At 64.7% G+C, this 21909-nt stretch carries 20 protein-coding genes; 6 read left to right on the top strand and 14 right to left on the bottom strand.

Features of this window, described 5'->3' with window-relative positions; translation table 11 throughout:
- Window positions 1-53 precede the first annotated feature (53 nt).
- Window positions 54-791, bottom strand: a complete 738-nt coding sequence (locus G3N58_RS19195) for a hypothetical protein (protein ID WP_167045761.1) — start codon at window positions 789-791, stop codon at window positions 54-56.
- Between the two features lie 139 nt (window positions 792-930).
- A complete protein-coding gene (ychF, locus tag G3N58_RS19200) occupies window positions 931-2025 on the bottom strand; it encodes a redox-regulated ATPase YchF (protein ID WP_167284162.1) in 1095 nt (364 codons plus the stop codon).
- 269 nt (window positions 2026-2294) lie between these two features.
- Here ychF and G3N58_RS19205 point away from each other — a divergent pair, with 269 nt between their 5' ends.
- From G3N58_RS19205 to G3N58_RS19225, 5 genes are all read left to right on the top strand, one after another.
- Window positions 2295-2660, top strand: coding sequence for a hypothetical protein (locus tag G3N58_RS19205; protein WP_345889900.1), 366 nt, complete (start codon window positions 2295-2297; stop codon window positions 2658-2660).
- A gap of 57 nt (window positions 2661-2717) precedes the next feature.
- Complete coding sequence (locus tag G3N58_RS19210) at window positions 2718-3890, top strand: UbiH/UbiF family hydroxylase (protein ID WP_167284163.1); 1173 nt, start codon at window positions 2718-2720, stop codon at window positions 3888-3890.
- Between the two features lie 180 nt (window positions 3891-4070).
- Entirely contained in the window at window positions 4071-4796 is a 726-nt protein-coding gene (locus G3N58_RS19215; RefSeq protein WP_167045769.1) for a DsbC family protein, read from the top strand.
- Window positions 4797-4921: 125 nt separating this feature from the next.
- Entirely contained in the window at window positions 4922-6712 is a 1791-nt protein-coding gene (locus G3N58_RS19220; protein ID WP_205999942.1) for a PDZ domain-containing protein, read from the top strand.
- Window positions 6713-6866: 154 nt separating this feature from the next.
- On the top strand, window positions 6867-7463 hold the full coding sequence (locus tag G3N58_RS19225; RefSeq protein WP_167045775.1) for an NAD(P)H-dependent oxidoreductase: 597 nt from the start codon (window positions 6867-6869) through the stop codon (window positions 7461-7463).
- A 144-nt stretch (window positions 7464-7607) separates the two neighbouring features.
- On the opposite strand, the gene G3N58_RS19230 is transcribed toward G3N58_RS19225, so the two are convergent.
- The 11 genes from G3N58_RS19230 to leuC all read right to left on the bottom strand — a co-directional run bounded on the left by G3N58_RS19230 (window position 7608) and on the right by leuC (window position 19006).
- Window positions 7608-8453, bottom strand: coding sequence for a uracil-DNA glycosylase (locus tag G3N58_RS19230; RefSeq protein ID WP_205990003.1), 846 nt, complete (start codon window positions 8451-8453; stop codon window positions 7608-7610).
- A gap of 172 nt (window positions 8454-8625) precedes the next feature.
- Window positions 8626-9255 (bottom strand): CYTH domain-containing protein, encoded by a 630-nt coding sequence (locus G3N58_RS19235; RefSeq protein ID WP_205999943.1) that lies wholly within the window; start codon window positions 9253-9255, stop codon window positions 8626-8628.
- A gap of 71 nt (window positions 9256-9326) precedes the next feature.
- Window positions 9327-10112, bottom strand: a complete 786-nt coding sequence (gene trpC / locus G3N58_RS19240; RefSeq protein WP_167045784.1) for an indole-3-glycerol phosphate synthase TrpC — start codon at window positions 10110-10112, stop codon at window positions 9327-9329.
- Window positions 10113-10130: 18 nt separating this feature from the next.
- Window positions 10131-11162 (bottom strand): anthranilate phosphoribosyltransferase, encoded by a 1032-nt coding sequence (gene trpD, locus G3N58_RS19245; RefSeq protein ID WP_205999944.1) that lies wholly within the window; start codon window positions 11160-11162, stop codon window positions 10131-10133.
- Window positions 11163-11181: 19 nt separating this feature from the next.
- On the bottom strand, window positions 11182-11799 hold the full coding sequence (locus tag G3N58_RS19250) for an aminodeoxychorismate/anthranilate synthase component II (RefSeq protein WP_205999945.1): 618 nt from the start codon (window positions 11797-11799) through the stop codon (window positions 11182-11184).
- A 359-nt stretch (window positions 11800-12158) separates the two neighbouring features.
- A complete protein-coding gene (locus tag G3N58_RS19255; protein ID WP_167045794.1) occupies window positions 12159-13247 on the bottom strand; it encodes a porin in 1089 nt (362 codons plus the stop codon).
- 223 nt (window positions 13248-13470) lie between these two features.
- Window positions 13471-14793, bottom strand: a complete 1323-nt coding sequence (locus tag G3N58_RS19260) for an MFS transporter (RefSeq protein ID WP_346778279.1) — start codon at window positions 14791-14793, stop codon at window positions 13471-13473.
- 81 nt (window positions 14794-14874) lie between these two features.
- Entirely contained in the window at window positions 14875-15756 is an 882-nt protein-coding gene (locus G3N58_RS19265) for an alpha/beta hydrolase (RefSeq protein WP_167045800.1), read from the bottom strand.
- 110 nt (window positions 15757-15866) lie between these two features.
- On the bottom strand, window positions 15867-16886 hold the full coding sequence (locus tag G3N58_RS19270) for a 4-hydroxythreonine-4-phosphate dehydrogenase PdxA (protein WP_167045802.1): 1020 nt from the start codon (window positions 16884-16886) through the stop codon (window positions 15867-15869).
- A 67-nt stretch (window positions 16887-16953) separates the two neighbouring features.
- Window positions 16954-17589 (bottom strand): 3-isopropylmalate dehydratase small subunit, encoded by a 636-nt coding sequence (gene leuD / locus G3N58_RS19275; RefSeq protein ID WP_167045805.1) that lies wholly within the window; start codon window positions 17587-17589, stop codon window positions 16954-16956.
- A complete protein-coding gene (gene leuC, locus G3N58_RS19280; RefSeq protein ID WP_205999947.1) occupies window positions 17582-19006 on the bottom strand; it encodes a 3-isopropylmalate dehydratase large subunit in 1425 nt (474 codons plus the stop codon). The genes leuD and leuC overlap by 8 nt, the downstream gene beginning before the upstream one ends.
- Window positions 19007-19162: 156 nt before the next feature.
- Between leuC and G3N58_RS19285 the strand changes: the two genes are divergently transcribed.
- A complete protein-coding gene (locus G3N58_RS19285) occupies window positions 19163-20092 on the top strand; it encodes a LysR family transcriptional regulator (RefSeq protein ID WP_205989995.1) in 930 nt (309 codons plus the stop codon).
- 267 nt (window positions 20093-20359) lie between these two features.
- On the opposite strand, the gene trpE is transcribed toward G3N58_RS19285, so the two are convergent.
- A complete protein-coding gene (gene trpE, locus G3N58_RS19290) occupies window positions 20360-21853 on the bottom strand; it encodes an anthranilate synthase component I (protein ID WP_205999948.1) in 1494 nt (497 codons plus the stop codon).
- Window positions 21854-21909 lie beyond the last annotated feature (56 nt).

The following is a 21909-nucleotide window of genomic DNA, read 5'->3' on the forward strand; positions in this document are numbered from 1 at the left end:
TCGGAAAGCTCATGCCGCGATGGAAAAGCGCGCGTGCTTTGCGCGCTCGCATTCTAGCTATTGCCAGGAAGCAGTTTTAGCAGGTGTGCGACAGGCTCTGCCAGTTGCAACATGCCGGTGGCGATTGTCACGGAGTTCGCCACATTGGCCAACGCGCTCGCGACTTTCTGCCCCAGTGCGGTGTCTTGCAGGACTCGACCGTAGGCCTCATCAAATGCAACGTTGCCGATGGCGGTGTTCGTTGCGTCAAGCACAGGAAATATACCCGTGATGAAATATTCGTCCAGGCACTCAATCAAGCGGCCCAGGTAACGGACGATAGTGAGCTTGACGTCGTCCGGTAGTTCATTGGACGAGACAATTTCCTTGCGGAGCTCCACCAGCTTGTCTCGCTGATCGCTAAGGCTGCTGATGTCAACTGCCTGAAGCTTCTCCCGCTCCTCCAGCAACGATGCGGTGAATCCGAGAGACACTATCGAATGGTCGTGTACGTGCGAAATGAAGCTGGCCCACTGCCCGTTCAGATTCTGCTGGGTGATGCCCGTCTTCAGTTGCAGGTGAAGCGTCTGGATGGATTGCAGATGCTTCGAAAACGAATCGTTGACGATATCAACGACCTCTCGCGAGAGGTAGAGTAGTTTCGCGATGCGAGCAAGCAGTTCGCCTTCATCCTCGGTCCTGAGAATTCTTCGCCACACTGACCGGCAATTTTCCCCGGCCGCGGTTTCTTTGCACTGTTTCAGAATCTCGTGCAGCCTATGCGCCGGGTTGTCTGCAATATTCTTGGTCATGGAAAGCGAGGATCGAACGAACGATTTCTTAGCGGCTGGTGATTATATGTGATGCCCTGCGACTGTTAGGGGCGACTGTTCCGAGATTCGACACGGACCTGATTGCAGTCGCAGGTGCTTATGCTGCGCGTGAAGTGGCTTAGACGTTGAACAAAAAGTTCATCACGTCCCCATCATGCACGACGTACTCCTTGCCTTCCGCGCGCATCTTGCCGGCTTCCTTCGCGCCTTGCTCGCCCTTGTAGGCGATGTAGTCGTCGAAGCCGATCGTCTGCGCGCGGATGAAGCCGCGTTCGAAGTCAGTGTGGATCGCGCCGGCCGCCTTCGGCGCCGTATCGCCGATATGGATTGTCCACGCGCGCACTTCCTTCACGCCGGCCGTGAAGTAGGTTTGCAGGCCGAGCAGCTTGAAGCCCGCGCGGATCACGCGGTTCAGGCCCGGCTCTTCCATGCCCATGTCGGCGAGGAACACTTCCATGTCGGCTTCGTCGAGGTCGGCGATTTCCGCTTCGACCGCCGCGCACACGGCCACGACCGGCGCGCCTTCGGCCGCGGCGAACTTCGTGACCGCGTCGAGGTGCGGATTGTTCTCGAAGCCGTTTTCCTTCACGTTGGCAACGTACATGGTCGGCTTCGCGGTGATCAGGCAGAACGGCTTGAGCGTGGCCTGTTCCTCGTCGGTCAGGGCGAGCGCGCGGACCGGCTTGGCCTGGTCGAGCTGCACGCGGACCTTCTCGAGCACCGCGGCGAGCTTGACCGCTTCCTTGTCGTTGCCCGACTTGGCCGCCTTCGAGTAGCGCGCGAGCGCCTTTTCGACGGTGCCGAGGTCGGCGAGCGCGAGTTCGGTGTTGATGACTTCGATGTCCGACAGCGGATCGACCTTGTTCGCGACGTGAATCACGTTGTCGTCCTCGAAGCAGCGCACCACGTGCGTGATCGCGTCGGTTTCGCGGATGTTCGCGAGGAACTGGTTGCCGAGCCCTTCGCCCTTGCTCGCACCGGCCACGAGACCGGCGATGTCGACGAATTCGACCACGGCCGGCAGAATGCGCTCGGGCTTGACGATTTCGGCGAGCGCCTTCAGGCGCGCGTCCGGCACTTCGACCACGCCGACGTTCGGCTCGATCGTACAGAACGGATAGTTTTCGGCGGCGATGCCTGCCTTGGTCAGCGCGTTGAACAGGGTGGACTTGCCGACGTTAGGCAAGCCGACGATGCCGCATTTGAGGCTCATGGAAATCCTTCAGTGAATCAGTAGGTTGCGTGAGGCGCTCGACGCTGTGCGCGGATTCGGCAAGCCTTCGCGCGGGGCGTGGCGCGGCAGGCTCAGCGGAGCGGACAAGTCACCGAATCGGGGCGTTGGCTCGACGATTGGGTGCGAGTTTTCACGGAAAGCGCAATTGTAACCCGTCCGGATGGGCTTTCCGCTGTGATGCATTTCGTCATATCCACTGTAAAATCGTTAAATCAGGGCCGTCAGAGCCCACTTTTCGGGGGAAGAACGTGCGAATCATCGGATGGGTCGGAACCGGCGTCGTCGTGGCGCTGATCGTGGGCGGGGTCGCGACATGGGTCTCGCCGAATTTCGACGAAGCCCAGGCCACCACGGACCGGCAGACGATCGAATGCCTGACGGGCCGCCTGAGTCAGGAAGATCGGGCAAGCATCGCGCAGTTCGCCGACAGGAATGACTTCGATTCGCTCTGGCACGTGTACGACCGCGTGTTCCCCGACTGCGCGGTGCGCGGCGATCAACGCGATCGCAAGGCCCAGCTCGAAGCGGCCGCGTGGCGCATCCTGTCGTCCGATCCGGATTTCATGCGCATCCGCGAGGCCAACGCGGCGCTTGCGGCGAGCGCGCCGCACTAGGGCCGAGCGGGTCCGATGGGGGCGGAAGGCCCGCAACCCCGCGGCTATAATGCGCGCATGAACGCACACCACCAGACCTTTGATGCCGCCGTGATCGGCGGCGGGCTCGTCGGCAAGACCGCGGCGCTCGCGCTCACGCAAGGCGGGCTGCGCGTCGCGCTGCTCGCGCAGCCTTGCGCGGCGCCACCTGCCGGCGCGGCCTTCGACTCGCGGGTCTACGCGTTGTCGTCGAGTTCGCAGGCCCTGCTCGAACGGCTGCGGGTCTGGCAGGCGCTCGACCCGGCGCGGCTCGGGCCCGTCTACGACATGCGCGTGTACGGCGACGCGCACGCCGAGCTGCACTTCTCCGCGTTCCAGGCTTCGGTGCCGCAACTGGCGTGGATCGTCGAGTCGTCGGTGATCGAGCGCGCGCTCGACGCCGCGCTGCGCTTCCAGCCCAATCTCACGTGGATCGACACGCGCGCGCAGGCGCTCGATTTCAGCGCCGACAGCGCGAGCGTCGGCCTCGCCAACGGCAGCGTGCTCGAAGCCGACCTCGTGGTCGGCGCGGACGGCGCGCATTCGTGGGTGCGCGCGCAGATCGGCTCGAAGATGGTGCGGCGCGACTACAAGCAGACCGGCGTGGTCGCCAATTTCAAGGCCGCGAAGCCGCACGGCGAAACCGCCTACCAATGGTTCCGCGATGGGGAGATCATCGCGCTGCTGCCGATGCCGGACGGCCATGTGTCGCTGGTCTGGTCGGCGCGTACCGGGCACGCGGAGCAGCTGCTTGCGCTCGATCCCGAGCGGCTCGCCGCCGAAGTGGAGCAGGTGAGCGGCGGCCAGTTCGGCGCGCTCGACTGCGTGACGCCCGCGCAAGGCTTCCCGCTCGCGCTGCAAACCGTGGACCGGCTCGTCGCGCCGCGCGTCGCGCTGGTCGGCGATGCCGCGCATCTGATCCACCCGCTCGCGGGGCAGGGCATGAACCTCGGCCTGCGCGACGTCGCGGCGCTCGCGAGCACGGTTGCCGGCAAGGAAGCGTTTCGCGACCTCGGCGACATGGTGCTGCTGCGCCGCTACGAACGCTCGCGCCGCGAAGATATCCGCGCGCTGATGATCGCCACCGACGGTCTGCAAAAACTCTTCTCGATACCGGGCCCGCTCGCGCGGGTCGTGCGCAATACGGGCATGGCGTTCGTCGGTGCCCAGCCGTTCGTCAAGCGCTGGCTCGTGTCGGCCGCGCTCGGATGAGGCACGGCGCGCGGGGCCGCCGCCGTGCGGAGAACCGATGGCCGATGGCCGATAAGCGGCGGTCGGGGCGGGTATCATGAGCGGATCGCCGCCTTGCGGTCTGACCCAATGTGCGCCTGAAAAGCGCAGCCGGAACGTGAAAAAATGCGCTCGATGCGCGACTGAACTCAGGACTCCAGCATGAAAACGACCTTCCGCATGGCCGCCGCCGCACTCGCGATCGCCGCCGCCACGCTCGGCTGCTCGGCCCAGGCCGACCAGACCACCGACAAGCTCAAGGCGACGCTGCAAACGCGCCTGAACGACGTGACGATCAAGAGCATCACGAAGTCGCCGATCGCCGGGCTGTACGAAGTCAACCTCGGCACGCAGATCATCTATAGCGACGCCAACGGCGACTACCTGATGCTCGGCGACATGGTCGACGCGAAGACCCGCAAGAATCTGACCGAAGCGCGGCTGTCGGAAACCAACCGCATCGACTTCGCGAGCCTGCCGTTCGCGAATGCCGTGAAGGTCGTGCGCGGCAACGGCTCGCGCAAGATGGCCGTGTTCTCCGATCCGAACTGCCCGTACTGCAAGCAGCTCGAAACCTCGCTGAAGTCGATCGATAACGTCACGGTCTACACGTTCCTGTACCCGGTGCTGTCGCCGGACTCGGCCGTCAAGTCGAAGTCGATCTGGTGCTCGGCCGATCGCGCGAAGGCCTGGGAATCGTGGATGCAGAACCATCAGGCGCCGACCGCCGCCGGCACCTGCGACACCGCCGCGATCGACAAGAACCTCGCGCTCGGTCATGCCATGAACGTGGACGGCACGCCCACGGTGTTCCTCGCCGACGGTCGCCGCCTGCCCGGCGCCGTGCCGGCCGACCGGCTCGACCGGGAACTCTCCGCGGTGCACTGAGCCCCGCACAATCATCGGAAAGAAGGCGCGGGAAGCGCCTTCTTTCGCATCAAGGGGCGCCATCTCGGGTTATCCCAGGCCGCCCCGTTTTCGACTCCCCCATTCCAATTTGCCCACCGCTGCCGATGAAGCCGATCCGCTACACCATCGTTCCGAGTCACCCCGTCGCCCATCTGTTCGAAGTTACCGTGACCGTTGCCGACCCCGATCCGGCCGGGCAGCGTTTCATGCTGCCGGTATGGATTCCGGGCAGCTACATGGTGCGCGAGTTCGCGCGCAACATCGTCACGCTGCGCGCGGTGAACGAGGCGGGCCGCAAGGTGCGCATCGACAAGATCGACAAGCACACGTGGCAGGCCGCGCCGGTAAAGGGCGCGCTGACGCTGCGCTACGAGGTGTACGCATGGGACCTGTCGGTGCGCGCCGCGCATCTGGACGATACGACCGGCTTTTTCAACGGCACGAGCGTGTTCCTCTCGCCGCTCGGCCATGAGGACGCGCCATGCGTGGTCGAGATTCAGAAGCCCCAAGGCGAGGCGTACCGTAACTGGCGCGTCGCGACCGCGCTGCCGGAAGCGCGCGCCACGAAGCGCTACGGCTTCGGCGAGTACCGCGCGCAGAACTATGACGAACTGATCGACCATCCCGTGACACTCGGCACGTTCGCGCTCGCGACGTTCAAGGCGCATGGCGTGCCGCACGACGTCGTGATCGGCGGGCGCGTGATCGGGCTCGACATGGAGCGGCTGTGCGCGGACCTGAAGCGCATCTGCGAGGCGCAGATCGCGCTGTTCGAACCGAAGTCGAAGAAGGCGCCGGTCGAGCGCTACGTGTTCATGACGCAGGCCGTGACCGACGGCTACGGCGGGCTCGAACATCGTGCCTCGACGGCGCTGATCTGCAATCGCACCGATCTGCCGGTGCAGGGCCGCGAGGCGATGAACGAGGGCTACCGGACCTACCTCGGCCTGTGCAGCCACGAGTATTTCCACACCTGGAACGTGAAGCGCATCAAGCCGGCCGCATTCGCGCCGTACGACCTGAGCGTCGAAAACTACACCTCGCTGCTGTGGCTGTTCGAGGGCTTCACCTCGTACTACGACGATCTGATCCTCGTGCGCAGCGGCGTGATTTCGCAGGACGACTATTTCGGGCTGCTCGGCAAGGTGATCGGCGGCGTGCAGCGCGGCAGCGGCCGTCTGAAGCAGAGCGTCGCTGAAAGTTCGTTCGACTCGTGGGTCAAGTACTACCGGCAGGACGAGAACGCGCCGAACGCGATCGTCAGCTATTACACGAAGGGCTCGCTCGTCGCGCTCTCGTTCGATCTTGCGATCCGCGCGCAAACGGGCAACCGCAAATCGCTCGACGACGTGATGCGTCTCCTGTGGCAGCGCTTCGGTCGCGATTTCTATCGCGGCAAGCCGGCCGGCGTCGCGGAAGACGAGATCGAGGCGATTTTCGCGGAAGCGACCGGCGTGCAGCTCGGCGGGCTGTTCGCCGAGGCCGTGTACGGCACGCGCGATTTGCCGCTTGCCGAATTGCTCGCGCCGTTCGGCGTGGCGCTCGCGCCTGACTTCGACCGCAATGGCAAGCCGTCGCTCGGCGTGCGTCTGCGCGGCGGCGCGGATTGCATGCTGGCGGCCGTGCACGAGGGCAGCGCCGCGCAGAAGGCCGGGCTTTCCGCCGGCGACGTGCTGATCGCGCTCGACGGCCTGCGCGTGACCGGCGGCAATATCGACGCGCTGCTCGCGCGCTATCAGCCGGGCGCGAAGGTCGAGCTCCACGCATTCCGCCGCGACGAGCTGCGCGTCACGCAGGTGCGGCTCGACGGTCCCGAAGTGGCGCGCTACAAGCTCGCGGTCACCGACAAGCGGGCCGCCACGCGCCGCGCTCGCGAACGCTGGCTTGCAAGCTGAGCGTCATGCCTAACGTTATTGATTGACGGCTGAGGGCGGGGATTGTTCTATCAATGCAACAATCCTTCGCTGCCGGATAGCTTTTTCGCGGACCGGTAAAAAAACACAATGGCTCCACTCGCGCAACACAGCGCGCCCCCTACTGGAGTCAACCATGACCACGATCCTGCAAATCAACTCGGCAGCCCGCTCGCAAGGCGCGAACTCGACGATGCTCGTCAACGAGCTGACCGCGAAGCTGCAACAATCGAACCCGGGCGCGCAAGTCGTCGTCCGTAACCTGCAAGCCGAACCGCTGCCGCACCTCGACGACGCCGTGCTTGGCGCGTTCTTCACGCCGGCCGAGCAGCGCACGCCGGAGCAAGCCGAGATCGCCGCGCGCAGCGAAGCGCTGATCGCCGAACTGCAAGCCGCCGACATCGTCGTGATCGGCGCACCGATGTACAACTTCGGCATCTCGTCGCAACTGAAGACGTACTTCGACTTCATCGCCCGCGCCGGCATCACGTTCCGCTACACCGAGAACGGCCCGGTCGGCCTCGTGACGGGCAAGAAGGTGCACGTCGTGTCGGCACGCGGCGGCAAGTACATCGGCACGCCGAACGACAGCCAAACGCCGTACCTGAAGAGCTTCCTCGGCTTCCTCGGCATGACCGACGTGAACTTCATCTACGCCGAAGGTCTGAACCTGGGCCCGGACGCAGCCAGCGCCGCGCTGAGCAACGCGCGCGAAGCGATCGCCGCAGTCTGAGTCATCTCGTTGCGCCGTGTGGTGCCGCTTGATCGCGGCGCCGGTGGTGAAACGAAAAAACGCCACGGATAGGGTTCTCCATCCGTGGCGTTTTTGTTTTCTGGCAGTGCGACCGGTTCTGCGCGCCGGTTACCGCGTGTTCAGTCAGGCAAGCATCTGCGCTTCGTCCGGCAGGCGCCAGTCGATCGGTTCGCGGCCGTGCTTCACGAGATACTCGTTCGCCGTCGCGAAGTGCCCGCAGCCGAGAAAGCCGCGATGCGCCGACAGCGGCGACGGATGCGGCGCCTCGAGCACGCAATGCGACTTGCCGCCGAGCAGCGCGCGCTTGGCCTGTGCATGCGCGCCCCACAGCATGAACACGAGGCCATCGTGGCGTGTCGCGAGTTCGTGGATCAGCGTGTCGGTGCATTTCTCCCAGCCGCGTTTCGCATGGCTCGCGGCGCTGTCGCGCTCGACGGTCAGCACGGTGTTCAGCAGCAGCACGCCCTGTTTGGCCCAACTGTCGAGACAGCCGTGCCGCGGCGTTTCATGGCCGAGATTCGCGGCGATTTCCTTGAAGATGTTGCGCAGCGACGGCGGCGGGCGCACGTGCGGCGCGACCGAGAACGCGAGCCCGTGCGCCTGCGGCGTGCCACGGTCTTCGCCGTGATACGGGTCCTGGCCGAGGATCACGACTTTGACGTCATCGGGGCTCGTCAGGCGCAGCGCGCGAAACACGTCGGCCGGGTAGATCGTTTTACCGGCGGCGCGCTCGCCGTCGACGAAACGGCACAATGGCGCGTAGGCGTTGCTGTCGATGAACGGCTTCAGATGCGCGTGCCACGCGGCGGGCAGGACATCGAATTGGGCTTCGAGCGTGGGCGGGGCGGTGGGGTCGGCCGGCTGTTGCGGTGCGGTGGCGGGCATGGCCGGCGTCGGGGACGCGGCCTCAGCATCGCCGAACAGCGAAGCCTGCGATGGATTGGAGCGGGTACGGGAAGCGGATGTCATGGCGGGGAAGTGTCGCAGCAAACGGCGGCTAGCTCAAGGTGCGGCGGAGCGGGGATTGCGTGGCCGGGAATCCGGTTGCCGGGGCTGGCCGTGATTGCCATGAGTGCACGGCGTTCGACCGCGAGCAGCGCCTAAAGCGCCTAAAGCACTGACTCGCGCCGCCGCGTCGGCGTCATTCGCCGGCCCGCAACTGGTAGCCGCGCTGCGCCTTGCTGATATCGTCCGGCGCGAGGCCGGCAATGTGTTGACCGAGTTCCGCCGCGAGCGTGTGAAGCGCCGCTTCGTCGCCGGATTTCAGTTCGAGTTCGATTTCGGAGATCGGCGCGCGACGCGTCTCACCGCCGACTTCCGCGAGCACGTTGCCCTGATCGATCGCCGCCTCGATCCGCGCGCCGTCCACTTCGAGCAGCCACAGCGTGCGCGTGAAATTGGTGCGGAACAACTCGATCAGCGACGGCGCCGCCTGCTGCAACGCCGCCGCAGCAGCCGGCTCGTCGCAGACGCGCAGCAACGCGTCGATGTCGAGCTTCGCATCGGCCACCGGCAATTCCCATTCGTGCCGGCTATGCAAACCGTTCGTCGCGTGGCCGACCGTCTTGAAGGTTTGCAGCCAGCCGTCCGGCGTCTGCCGCAAACGCAGCGCGCTCTTCGACGACGCCAGCGTCAACTGCGGCGTGTCGAAGTAAAGGTTCACGAGCCTGATCGCCTGACCGTCCTTGCCGGCGCGTGCGACAAACCACTGCGTCGCCGCCTGCACCTGCGCGGGCGGCAGCGCCAGCTTGATTTCGCGTTCCATGCCCATGATGCGTGTCCTCGTGGCGAGCGTTTGTGCGCGGCCGATGCGTCGACGTCGATACTTCGAGACGGCAACGCTCAGGAAAACATCTGCTCAAGCGCCACGCCAGGCTCGTCCGCGCGCATGAACGCCTCGCCGACGAGGAACGTATGCACGTCCCGCGCGCGCATGCGCTCCACGTCCTCGCGCGACAGGATGCCCGATTCGGTCACGACGATGCGGTCGTCCGGAATCGCGTCGAGCATGCCGAGCGTCGTGTCGAGCGAGGTTTCGAACGTGCGCAGATTGCGGTTGTTGATGCCGATCAGCGGCGTCTTCAGCGTGAGCGCTTCCTTCAGTTCGTGGTTGTCGTGCACTTCGACGAGCACCGCGAGGCCGAGCGAATGCGCGAGCGCTTCGAAGTCCTGCATCTGCGCGGTGTCGAGCGCGGCGGCGATCAGCAGGATCGCGTCGGCGCCCATCGCGCGCGCTTCGACGATCTGGTACGGATCGACGATGAAGTCCTTGCGCAGCACCGGCAGATTGCATGCCGCGCGCGCCTGCTGCAGATACGCGGCGCTGCCCTGGAAGAACTGCACGTCGGTCAGCACCGACAGACACGCCGCGCCGTGCTTCTCGTACGAGCGCGCGATGTCGGCCGGCACGAAGTGCTCGCGCAGCACGCCCTTCGACGGGCTGGCTTTCTTGACCTCGGAGATCACCGCGGCGAGACCCGCCGCGTGCTTGGCACGCAACGCGCCGACGAAGTCGCGGACGTCGCGCGACGAGGCTTCGAGCCGCAGTGCTTCGAGCGGCGCACTTTGTTCGGCCGCCCGAATTTCTTCGCGTTTGACCGCGATGATGCGGTTGAGGATGTCACTCATCAATATTTCCCTACGTGATTACTGCCTGAATTGCTGGGTAAAGCGCACGAGTTCGTCGACCTTCGCGCGCGCCTTGCCGCTCGCGATCGCCTCGCGCGCAAGCTGGATGCCGTCCGCGATCGATGCCGCCACATTCGCTGAATAGAGCGCCGTGCCCGCGTTCAGCGTGACGATTTCGCGCGCGACGCCGGGCTTGTTGTCGAGCGCTTCGAGCAGCATGACTTTCGATTCGCTCGCGTCGGCGACCTTGAGCGTGCGGTTCGACACCATCTGCATGCCGAAGTCTTCCGGATGGATCTCGTATTCGCGGACCTCGCCGTCGCGCAACTCGCCGACCAGCGTGGCCCCGCCGAGCGAGACTTCGTCCATGCCGTCCATACCATACACGACCAGCACATGTTTTGCGCCGAGACGCTCCATCACGCGCACCTGAATGCCGACGAGGTCCGCGTGAAACACGCCCATCAACTGGTTCGGCGCGCCGGCCGGATTGGTGAGCGGGCCGAGAATGTTGAAGATCGTGCGCACGCCGAGTTCGCGGCGCACCGGCGCGACGTTCTTCATCGCCGGATGATGGTTCGGCGCGAACATGAAGCCCATGCCCGTTTCCGTGATCGACGCGGCGACCTGTTCCGGTTGCAGATCGATGTTGACGCCGAGCGCTTCGAGCACGTCGGCGCTGCCCGACCTGCTCGACACGCCGCGATTGCCGTGCTTCGCGACCTTCGCGCCGGCCGCGGCCGAGACGAACATCGTCGCGGTGGAAATGTTGAACGTATGCGCGCCGTCGCCGCCGGTGCCGACGATATCGACGAAGTTCGAGTTGTCCTGCACCTCGACGTGCCGGGCAAATTCACGCATCACCGTGGCGGCTGCGGTGATTTCGCCGATGGTCTCTTTTTTGACGCGCAGGCCGGTGATGATCGCCGCCGACATCACGGGCGAGAGTTCGCCGCGCATGATGAGGCGCATCAGGTGCAGCATTTCGTCGTGAAAAATTTCGCGGTGCTCGATGGTCCGCTGCAAGGCTTCCTGGGGCGTAATAGACATGGTCTCCTCTCTTTGTGTGTCAGGCGTGACCGGACGCGGCGTGACCCGGTGTCTTGCCGGCGGCGGCGAGCTTCGACTGCTTGACGAAGTTTTCGAGCAGCGCGTGGCCGTGTTCGGAGAGGATCGACTCCGGGTGGAACTGCACGCCTTCCACGGCGAGTTCCTTGTGGCGCACGCCCATGATTTCGCCGTCTTCGGTCCATGCCGATACTTCGAGGCAGTCGGGCAGCGATTCGCGCTCGATTGCGAGCGAGTGGTAGCGCGTCACCGTGAAGTGCTTCGGCAGGTCTGCGAATACGCCCCTGCAGTCGGTTTCGATCGTGCTGACCTTGCCGTGCATGATGGTCCGCGCGCGCACGACGCGCCCGCCGAACGCCTCGCCGATCGCCTGATGGCCGAGGCACACGCCGAGAATCGGCGTCTTGCCGGCGAATTCGCGCAGTACGTCGAGGGTGATGCCCGCGTGTTGCGGATTGCTCGGTCCCGGCGACAGGCAGATGCGCTCGGGGTTGAGTTTCGCGATGTCGTCGAGCGTGATTTCGTCGTTGCGGTAGGTGCGCACGTCTTCGCCGAGTTCGCCGAAGTACTGCACCAGGTTGTAGGTAAACGAGTCGTAGTTGTCGATCATGAGCAGCATGATTGCTCCTGGATTCCTGAGAGAACCGGGGTTTTCCCCTGTGGATTGGGGGCCTGGATAAATTTGCCGCGCTGTCGCCCCGGTCGCACGGGGTTACGCGGATGCCCGCGGTGGGGCCGCAAAGGAAGGTTGGCTGGCTTAACGCCAACCAAAGAGCAGGAGAACGGAGGGGAATCGAGCGCTGTGTCGCATGCTCAGCATTCTAACAGCAGGAATACGGACGCAGCGCAATGCCGTCTACGGAAGAAAGAACTGAGGAAAGATCTGTAGGAAGAAGCGACGGGAAAACGGTGTGACCAAGGGCTTGCCACGAATGCCCGAGCCGGGGGCTTGGGCATTCGCTCGTTTCGGTGCCGCTCTCAGAAGTAATGGACGACGCCCATCATCACGCCGGTCTGGTTGTGGCCCGCGACGACGTCGGTGTCGTAGCCGTTCAGGCCGAGGTTCGAGCCATGGCTGTTTTTCACGTAGCCGAGTTCGGAATACAGTGCCGTGCGTTTCGACAACTGATATTTCGCGGTCGCGGCCAGATACAGCGGCCGCTGTCCCGCCGAAGTAATGTCGGTCCAGAAGACGGCGCCGGCAAGCGTGAGCGGGCCGGACACGCGATATTCGAGGCCGGTCCAGAACTCGTTCGCATGACCCTGCGTGCTCGCATCGAGCGGTAAGGTGCTGCTCAACCACCGGTAGCCGACAAAACCCTTGGCCTTGCCGATCCGGTAGGTCGCGGCCGCCGCGAGATGCTGCTCCTTGCCGGATTGTGTGGCGATAGAAGTGCCGTTGCGCAGGTCGTAGACCACCATCGCCGCGAATGGGCCGGCCGCATATTCGACGGCGGCGCCGATTTCCCGCCCGACCTTGAATTCGCCCGGCACCTGGCTGCCGTTCGCAATCGTCGAGTCGTATCCGGTGCTATACAGCGCCTCGTAGTGGATCGAGCCGAAACTGCCCTGGTATTTGACCGAGTTGTCGGCTCTGCCCGCGAATTGCGCGTCGGTCTGCTTCAGGCCGTAGACGGTGTAGTTGAGCGGGTCGTAACGTACCGAGAAGTCATACATCGGCACCTTCTGCCGGCCGAAGGTGAGCGCCCCGTAGCGGCTGCTCAGGCCGACGAACGCCTGCCGGCCGAATAGCCGTCCGCCTTGCTGCGACTTGCCCGTGGTAATGTCGATGCCGCCCTCGAGCGTGAAGATCGCCTTCAGACCGCCGCCGAGATCTTCCACGCCCCTGAGTCCGATCCGGCTGCTTTTGACGCCGCCCGACTCCATGTGCAGCAGATTCGACGCTTTGCCCGAGCTATTGGGGACACCGGTGAGAAATTCCACGCCGGCGTCCGCGATGCCATACAGCGTCACGCTCGACTGCGCATGGGCACCCGCGCTCAGCGATGCCAGAAGCGCTCCCAGAAAAAGCGGTTTTATTCCGGTGAAGATCCCTTGATGACGCATTCTTGTTCTCCTTATGGGGTCGATAGCCGGCTCGCCCGACCTGATGGCGGGACGGATCGATTTTCGGTGGATAGATAGTTATACCTGGCACTACCGAAACGGCGATACACCGTTTCGGTAGTGCGGTGCGGCGCGTGCCGTTCGCTGCCGGTTCGGGCCCGCGCCGTGTGGAATCAGCGAACCCGGCGGGTGGTGTTCGCGTTGAGGATTCCCGTGCTGCGCGTTAGCGCGACGCGGCGTGCGAAACGTCCGGCCGGGATGTCATGGCCTGAATGTCGGCGTGGTCGGTGGCCGCGGAGGGTTCGTCGTCGAGCTTGATCCAGAACGTGAAAAGCGGACCGAGCAGCAGCACGACGATCGAGGCGGCGAAGGCAACGACCCATCTGCCGTGCGACACGTCGAGCAGCAGGCCGACGACGATGGGCGAGACGGCACCGGCCAACGCCATGCCGGTGAACGTGCATGCGCTCGACGTGGCCGAGTGTTCGCGAGAAACCTCGGTGCCGACCACCCACAGCGGCGAATCGGCGAGTTCCGAGCAGAAGAAGGCGAGCCCGAGGCAGATCGAACTGACGGTGATATCGCGGGTGAGCAGAAGCGGAATCAGGCAAACGATCGACGAGAGAAAGCCGAAAATGATGACTTCGCGGCGTGCGCGCAGCCGGTTGCCGGTGCGCTTGAGGCGCCAGTCGGTCATCATCCCGCCGACCGCCGTGCCGAGCGAGCCGCCGAGCAGCACGAGCGTGGAGAAGATCGCGTTGTGCGAGAGCTTCATGCCGTAGCGTTGCGAGAAGAGCGTCGGAATCCAGTTGAGGAAGAACCACAAGACCCAGCCATGGCAGAAGCACGCGGCAGTCGCGGGCCATACGCGGCGGATCATGTCCGGCCAGTTGATCGGCTTGCGCGCCGGAGTCGCAGCCGCGGCAACTGCTGCGTCGCCTAGGGTCGCGCCATGTCGCTTCGCCTCGTTGAGCCCGATATACATCACGACCATGTAAACGAGCGTGACCGCGCCGAGAATGATGAACGTGAGCCGCCACGAGAACGTGACGATCAGGCCGGTGACGATCAGCGGAGCAAGCGCGTTCGCGATGCGGCCGGTCGCGTGCATGAGGCCTTGCGCGGCGCCGCGGCGCTCTTCCGGAATCACGCGGGCGATCATCCGCGCGGCGGTCGGGTAAATCGGCGCTTCGCCCACGCCGACGAAGAAGCGCGCGGCGACCAGCGCGTACAGACTGCCGACGACCCCGGTGGCGATCGTCGCGATTGCCCACAGCGAGCCGTACAGCAACAGGCCTTTGCGGGAGCCGATACGGTCGCTGTGCCAGCCGCCCGGAATCATGAAGCAGCTGTAGGCGAGGGCGAAGGCGGAGAAGATGAAGCCGAGATGGGTGTTGCTAAAACCGAGTTCCTTGCTCATCACGGGGGCGGCGACCGACATATTGGTGCGGTCGACGTACATGATGAACGCCATGATGCAAAGCAGGACGAACGTGATCCTTGCCCTGCTTCGCGTAGGCTGCGAAGGGGACATGTCTTCCTCCATTCATTGTTTTACGGCGCGATCGCGCCGCGCGCGGCTCTCTGACCAGCGGAGCCCGCGCGCGCGGCGGTCATGGCACGGGATTTACTGGCGGAAGAAGCTGCTCAGCTCTTCGTAGGTCTCGTCGGGGCATTCTTCCTGCAGATAGTGGCCCGACGGCACGGTTGCGGTTCGCACGATGTTCGTCGCGTAGCGGCTCCACACTTCGGCCGCGTTGTGATTGCGTCCGACGCCGCCTTTCGCGCCCCACAGGATCATCGACGGCGTGGTGACACGGCGCCCCGCGTCGAAGTCGGCGGTATCCATGTCGAGGTCGATGCCGAAGGTCGCGCGGTAGTCCTCGCACATCGCGTGGATCACGTCCGGATTCCTGATGCAGCGGATGTAGTCCGCGAGCGCTTCCGGGCCGAAGAAGCTCGTGCCCTGGTCGGTCTTCGACAGCTTGCGGCGGATGAAGAATTCGGGGTCCGCGCCCATCATCTTTTCCGGCGTCGGATAGTCCTGAATCATGAAGAACCAGTGCCACGAGAACTTGCCCCACTGGCGCGTCACGTTGTTGAGCAGATGGTGTTGCGGCAGCATGTCCACGAAGGCCGCCTTGAGCACCGTCGATTCATGGTCGAGACACATGCGGTGCAGCACGCGCGCGCCGCGGTCGTGGCCCGCCGCATAGAACTTGTCGAAGCCGAGCGCCGCCATCACTTCGACCTGGTCCTGCGCCATCGCGCGGAACGAGTAGTCCGAGTGATCGCCGCCGCCGGGCGGCTTCGAGCTGTCGCCGTAGCCGCGCAGGTCGGTGCAGACCACCGTGAACTCTTTCGCGAGGCGCGGCGCGATCTTGTGCCAGGACAGGTGATTGAACGGGTTGCCGTGCATCAGCAGCAGCGGCGGGCCTTCGCCGCCCTTGACCGTCACAATCTCGGCGCCGCTCGTTTTGATCGTCGTTTTGGTGAAATTCTCAAACATGGGCATGACTGACCTCTATGGCAATGCGTAAGCAGGTTATTGCGGGTCCGCCGCGCGCGCCGTCTCCAGGCGGCGCGGCGGGCTTTCGATGCGATCGTGGTGCGTGTGCTTCAGTGCGCGAGCGCCGCGCGTGCGCTCTTGCGGGCGACCGCGGTGCGCGTCGCGACGTCGAATGCGGCGGCGGTCGCGCCGACATCCGCGGTGCCGGTGCCGACGATGTCGTACGCCACGCCATGCGCCGGCGTCGCATAAACGGTCTTCAGGCCGCCCGTCAGCGTGACGCCTTGCGAGAAGCCGAGCAGCTTCGTCGCGATCTGCCCCTGGTCGTGATACATGATCACCACCGCGTCGAAATCGCCGCGGCGCGCCTTGATGAACACGGTGTCGGACGGGAACGGGCCTTCGCTCGCGAGACCTTTCGCGCGCAGCGCTTCGAGGGTCGGGCGAATGATCGTGATTTCCTCGTCGCCGAACAGGCCGTTTTCGCCGCCGTGCGGATTGAGCGCCGCGACGCCGATGCGCGGCGCGGTCTTGCCGAACGCGCGCATCGTGTCGTGCGCGAGCGTGAGCGCGCCTTCGATGCGGTCGGGCTTCACCATGTCGACGGCCTTGCGCAGCGCGACGTGCGAGGTTACGCGGAAGGTCGAGAACTGCGGAATGATGTTGACTTCGCCGAAGTAGCCTTCGTGCTTCGTCCAGGCGGCGAACATCTGATGTTCGTCGTGATAGTTCCAGCCGCCGCGATGCAGGGCCGCCTTGTTGAGCGGCGCGAAGCAGATGCCGTCGAGTTCGCCCGCGAGCGCGAGGTCCGTCATGTACTTGAGCGTCTCGCCGGTGAGGCGGCCCGACTCGGCATTCAACTCGCCGCGCGGGTACAGCGCCGGGTCGACGTTGTGCAGATCGATCAGCGGAATCTCCGCCGCGTCGTGCACCGCGTCCTTCACGTTCGCGATCTTCACGTACGGAATGCGCTGGCCGGCGTCTTTCATGCCGAGTTCAAGCACACGCTCGTCGCCGATGATCACGACGTTCGCTTTTTCACGGGTTTCGGGAAGCGACAGCAGTTTGACGACCAGTTCCGGGCCGATCCCGGTGACGTCGCCGAGCATCAGGCCGATCAGCGGTTTCATGTGGGGGTTCTCCATATCGGTTGTAGTTGAGAGAAGTGGGCAATGCGGCAGCGCCGCGCGGGCTCGATCAGGCCGCGCCGGCAGGCAGCGGCAGCACGTGCGCCCAGGGGTTTTCCGCGCGATGCCGCGCTTCGAATGCTTCGATGTGCGGCAGCATCTTCAGCGATGCGCCGAGCACGTCAAGACCTTCAAGGAACATCTGCCGGTGCCGCTCGTCCATCCGGAACGAATACGTGCGGCCCGACGCGGTGCGCACCGTTTGCGCGGCAACGTCGATCGACAGACGGTTCGCCGCCGGGTTCGAAATTTCAGCGCTGATCTCGTCGATCTCTTCCGGCTTCAGGATGATCGCGAGCAGCCGGTTGTTCGCCGCGTTGTAGTAGAAGATTTCGCCGTAGCTCGGCGCGAGCACCGCTTCGATGCCGCTTTGCAGCAGCCCCCATACCGCGTGCTCGCGGCTCGATCCGCAGCCGAAGTTGGCGCCGCCGACCAGCACTTTCGCGCCCGCATAGGCCGGCGTGTTCAGCACGAAGTCGTCGCGCCGGCTGCCGTCCGGCAGGAAGCGCAGGTCGTACAGCAGGCCGGCGGCGAGGCCGGACTTGTCGGTGCCGAGCAGGAACTGCTTCGGCATGATCTGATCGGTGTCGAGATTGGCGATCGGCAGCGGTGCGGCCACGCCTTCCATGCGCGAGAAATCAGGCATCGTGGTGCTCCCATTTGCGGATGTCGGTGATGCGTCCGGTGATCGCGGCGGCGGCGGCCATTGCCGGGCTCATCAGATGCGTGCGGCTGTCGCGTCCCTGACGGCCTTCGAAATTGCGATTGGTGGTCGAAGCGCAGCGCTCGCCGGGGCGCAGCACGTCGTCGTTCATCGCGAGGCACATCGAGCAGCCGGGTTGGCGCCATTCGAAGCCGGCCTTGATGAAGGTATCCGACAGCCCTTCCTGTTCCGCTTGCGCGCGCACGGCGCCGGAGCCCGGCACGATCATCGCGCGCACGGTGGGGGCGACGTGCATGCCGTCGCGCAGCATCGCCGCGACCGCGCGCAGGTCTTCGATGCGGCCGTTGGTACACGAGCCGATGAACACGCGATCGATCGGCGTGCCCTCGATGCTCGAACCCGGTGCGAGGCCGATGTAGTCCAGTGCGCGCGCGGTCGCCGCGCTCACGACGTGATCGGCGCTGTCTTCGGGCGCGGGAATCAGGCCATCGACGGGGATCGCCTGGTCGGGGCTCGTGCCCCAGGTGACGTAGGGCGCGACGTCGGCGGCGTCGATGGCGAGGTCGGCGTCGAACTGCGCGCCGGGGTCCGTGCGCAGCGTGCGCCATGCCGCGATCGCCGCTTCCATTTGCGCTTCGCCCAGATTGCCGCGATGCGCGCGCAGATACGCGAAGGTCGTGTCGTCCGGTTCGATCAGCACGGCGCGCGCGCCGGCCTCGACGGTCATGTTGCACAGGGTCATGCGCGCTTCGATCGACAGCGTGCGGATCGCCTCGCCGGTGTATTCGACCGCATAGCCGCGCGCTCCTTGCGCGCTGATCTTCGCGATCACGCACAGCACGAGGTCCTTCGCGGTCGTGCCGGCCGGCAGGCTGCCGTTGATCTGGATGCGCATCGTGCTCGCGAGACGGTACGACAGCGTTTGTGTCGCCAGTACATGCTCGATTTCCGACGTGCCGATGCCGAAGCCCAGCGCGCCGAATGCGCCGTAAGTGGTCGTGTGGCTATCGCCGCACAGCACGACCATGCCGGGGCGGATCAGGCCCGATTCGGGCGCGACGACGTGCTCGATGCCTTGCAGCGGATCGTTGACGTCGAACAGCTTGATGCCGTATTTCGTGCAGTTGCGCGTGAAATTCGCGGCCTGGCGCGCGGCGGCGTCGATCGCGATCACGCGTTTGCCGACCGGGTCGGGGCGCGTCGGAATCACATGATCGACCACGCCCATCTGCTGCTCCGGCCGCAGGACGCCGATGCCGCGCTCGACGAGGCCGTTGAAAGCCTGCGGGCTGGTGTATTCGTTCATGATGTGCAGGTCCGCATAAAGCAGGACGTGCTGGGCGTCGAGTTTCGCGACCGTGTGCGACTCGACGAGCTTCTGATACAGCGTGCTCGGCACATCTCCTCCGATGGTGTGAGGGCCCGATGACGCGTCCGCGAAGGGCGGTGAAAACGGGCAACGTTTCTATGCGAAACAGTCTACAGAGATGGTTAATGCATATAATGCGTTTTTCTTTAATCTATTTTTAAGTTAAATTTATAAATAGGCCCGCCAGTGGATTCCATTTCGGATCTTGCGTTTTTCGTGCAGCTGGTCAAACACGGCAATCTGTCGGCGCTGGCTCGCGAACTCGGCGTCACGCCGCCCGCGGTTACCGCGCGGCTCGCGCGGATGGAAGCGCGCCTCGGCGTGCGGCTTCTGAATCGCACTACCCGGCGCATCAGCGTGACTCAGGAAGGCGAACTGTATCTGTCGCATGGCGCGCGGCTGCTGGTCGAGCTCGAAGAACTCGACCGGATGGTGTCGAGCGCACGGGCGATTCCGAAAGGCCTGTTGCGCGTGAACGCGACATTCGGTTTCGGGCGGCGCCATATCGCGCCAGCGGTCTCCGAGTTCGCGCGGCGCTATGCGGAAGTGGAAGTGCAGTTGACGCTGACCGATCGCTCGATCCGCCTCGCGGACGAAGCCTATGACGTCGGCATCTGGTTCGGCGAGATTCCCGATTCGCGGCTCGTCGCGCGCAAGATCGCGCCGAACCGGCGTTTGCTGTGCGCGTCGCCGGCCTATATCGAGAGTGCCGGTGTGCCGGATACGCCGCGTGATCTGCAGGCGCACAAGTGCATCGTGCTACGCGAGAACGACGCGGCTTACGGCACATGGCATCTGAGTCGCGGCCGCAAGCAGGAGACGGTCAAGGTGCGCGGCGCGTTGAGCACCAATGACGGCGAGACCGCGCTCGTCTGGGCGCTGGACGGTCACGGGATATTGATGCGCTCCGAGTGGGACGTGTACCCGCATTTGCGCTCGGGCGCGTTGAGTGTCGTGTTGCCGGAATGGTCGTTGCCGGTCGCGGACGTGTACGCGGTGTATGGCGAACGGCTCAACGTATCGGCGAAGGTGGTGGCGTTTATCGACTTTCTCGCCGAATGGTTCGGCAATGCGCTGGGACGCGCGGACAGCGAATACGGCCAATGGGGGGCATGAGCGAGGGCACCGGGAGATGGCGGGTGACGGTGGTCCGTTGTTGTCGTTGTTGCTGTTGCGCCAGGCTCACGAGCGAGCGCTATGTGCCATAACCCGGGCACGATAAGGGGCGCACGCCATTTCCGAGGGCCGGCCCAATGGAGCGCGACGCACACGAGTGCGCGCACGATGGCCCGCAAAAGGAGCTTCTGATAGCCCGATCACGCTCATGATCGGCGCCATCGCATTGCGCGCGTTGTCGATCATGAGCCGCATCGCGTGCCTGGCTCAGAGGTCGCTATCGAGGCCGTCCTGCACCTGCTCGGCCGCGCGCATCACCGCGCGCGCCTTGTTCTCGGTCTCCTGCCATTCGGATTCGGGCACCGAATCGGCGACCACGCCCGCGGCCGCCTGCACGTACAGATTGCCGTTCGCGATCACGCCGGTGCGGATCGTGATGGCGAGATCCATCTCGCCCGTGAACGACAGATAGCCGACCGCACCGCCGTACAGGCCGCGCTTGATGGGTTCGAGCTCGTCGATCAGCTCCATCGCGCGGACCTTCGGCGCGCCCGACAGCGTGCCGGCCGGGAACGTGGCGCGCAGCACGTCGAAATTGGTCATGTCGGGCTTGAGCTCGCCTTCGACCGAACTGACGATGTGCTGCACGTGCGAGTACTTTTCGATCACCATCTTGTCGGTCACGACGACCGAGCCGATCTGTGCGATGCGGCCCACGTCGTTGCGTGCGAGGTCGATCAGCATCACGTGTTCGGCGATTTCCTTCGGATCGTTGAGCAGCTCGGTCGCGAGTTGCGCATCGCGCTCGGGCGTGTTGCCGCGCGGCCGCGTGCCGGCGAGCGGGCGGATCGTGACGAGGCGGTCCTCGCCGCGCTTTTCCTGGCGCACGAGAATTTCCGGCGACGCGCCGACCACGTGGAAGTCGCCGAAGTTGTAGTAATACATGTACGGCGACGGATTCAGCGAGCGCAGCGCGCGATACAGCGACAGCGGATTGTCGCGGTACGGCTTGATCAGGCGCTGGCCGACCTGCACCTGCATCAGTTCGCCGGCGGCGATGTATTCCTTCGCCTTGCGCACGGCGGCGAGGTAGTCGTCCTTGGCGAATTCGCGATAGATCTCGGTGCGCACGCTCGACGAAATGACGGGCGGCTGCACGCTCGCGCGCAGACGCTGGCGCAACTCGCGCAGACGGTGCTTCGCTTTCGTGTACGCCTCGGCCTGCGTCGGATCGGCGTAGACCACGAGGTAGAGCTTGCCCGCGAGGTTGTCGATCACCGCGACTTCCTCGGTCAGCAGCAACTGGATATCGGGCAGATTGAGGTCGTCTTTCGGTGCGCCGTTCGCGAGCTTTTTCTCGATGTAGCGCACGGCGTCATAGCCGAAATAACCGGCCAGACCGCCCGTGAAGCGCGGCAGCCCCGGGCGTTGCGCGACCTTGAAGCGCGCCTGGAACTGCTGGATGAAGGCGAGCGGATCGCCGTCGTGCGTCTCGATCACCTTGCCGTCGCGCACCACTTCCGTGACGCCGTTGCGCGTGCGCAGCAACGTGCGCGCCGGCAGTCCGATGAACGAATAGCGGCCGAAGCGTTCGCCGCCCACCACCGATTCGAGCAGGAACGAGTTCGCGCCGTTGCGCTCGCTCTGCGCGAGCTTCAGGTAGAGCGAGAGCGGTGTTTCGAGGTCGGCGAGCGCTTCGGCGATCAGCGGAATGCGGTTGAAACCCTCGTTGGCGAGGGACTGGAATTCGAGTTCGGTCATGTTCCGATCCTGTACGGTGATCCGGCGGCAGCGAGTGTCGGGCAAAGCGAGGCCAA

Source organism: Paraburkholderia sp. Ac-20342 (assembly GCF_017104985.1).
GTDB lineage: Bacteria > Pseudomonadota > Gammaproteobacteria > Burkholderiales > Burkholderiaceae > Paraburkholderia.